The organism is Streptomyces sp. M2CJ-2 (assembly GCF_016757295.1).
Lineage (GTDB): Bacteria > Actinomycetota > Actinomycetes > Streptomycetales > Streptomycetaceae > Streptomyces.
Genome location: NZ_JAESIF010000235.1, coordinates 1 through 1,246, shown reverse-complemented (window position 1 = coordinate 1,246; position 1,246 = coordinate 1). Strand labels below are relative to the sequence as shown.

Sequence of the window (1,246 nt, the reverse complement as noted above, 5' to 3'; positions counted from 1 at the left end):
GATTCGCGGGCTGGCCTGCGAGAATGGCATGAGGAGCCGCCGGGGGCGTGTGTCCACGGCTCCGGCGGCTGTTTCCCCAGGTCAGGGGCTATTCGGTGGGTTGCAGGCTGCTCATCTTTGGTGGCATCGGCACGCCGCAGTCCTTGAAGAGTTTGGCCTGGGTGTCGGTGATGCGGGTGGTCTGCTGCAGGCGTCCGGCGGGGCCTGCGAGGGTGACCTGGTGGATGCGGCCGAGTTCGTTCCTGATGGTGCGCCAGGTGGCGTTGGTGCGGCGTTCCGCGACGCGGATCAGCAGCAGGGCGAGCCAGCACAGCAACACGTGGGCGCGTATCCGGTCGTCCAGGCGGTGGTAGACCGGCCGCAGGTAGAGCGTGGACTTCATCGTGCGGAAGGATCGCTCCGCTTCCAGAAGGTTCTTGTAGCCGAGCGCGACGTCCTCGGCGGACATGTCCGGGTCGGAGGTGGCCAGCAGGTACTTGCCATCGAGGCGGGCCTCGGCGGCGATCTTGGCCCGGTCGATGGACAGCCGCCCGGTCGTGGGGTGCTGCTTGAGCCACCGGCCCAGGGTGGGGTGGTCGCGCAGGGCGCACTCGGCCTTGCGGTGGACGGCGTCGTTCGGCTTCACGGCGCGCTTGCCGGCCTTGGCCGCCTTGTCCCGCGCCTTCTTCGCGTCGGCGGCCCGAGCCTGGGCGATCCTTTCCAACTCGTCGGTGATTGCGGCGAGTTGATCTTCCCGGCGGGCGGCGTCGCGGGCGGCTTCGACCGGGTTGTGGCAGATGATCCAGCGCCGTCCGGGGTCGTCGTCCAGGCGGACCTCCTTGACCCGCAGGTTGTCGCGCACGTCCTGGTAGCGGCCCTGGCGGGCCAGCGCCTGGGCGGCCTTCTTGGATGTCTCGCGCATCTTGACGCCGGTGATGTAGTGGCCGCCGGCGCGGGTGAGGTAGGCCAGGTTGGCCTCGGAGGAGAAGCCGGAGTCGGCGACAGTGACCACCCGGCCCAGCCGCCAGGACCGCAGGTCGTCCTTGACCTGCTCGATGACGGTGGTGTCGGAGGTGTTGCCGGGCCAGACCCAGCAGCGCACGGGGATGCCCTCGCGGGTGACGGCGAGCCCGATGATGATCTGCGGCAGGTCCCGCCGGTGGTCCTTGGAGTGCCCGAACCGGCGAAGCGCCGCATCGCCCGCCTCGTCGTCCTCGCCGTCGCGTTCGAAGTAGGTGCTGGTGGTGTCGAAGAAGATCAGGTCGAC

General features: G+C 69.4%; 1 protein-coding gene. It reads right to left on the bottom strand.

The window, feature by feature from the left end:
* Nucleotides 1-88: 88 nt before the first annotated feature.
* A partial coding sequence (locus JL475_RS39035) for an IS1634 family transposase (protein WP_202282931.1) occupies nucleotides 89-1,246 on the bottom strand: 1,158 nt, incomplete at its 5' end.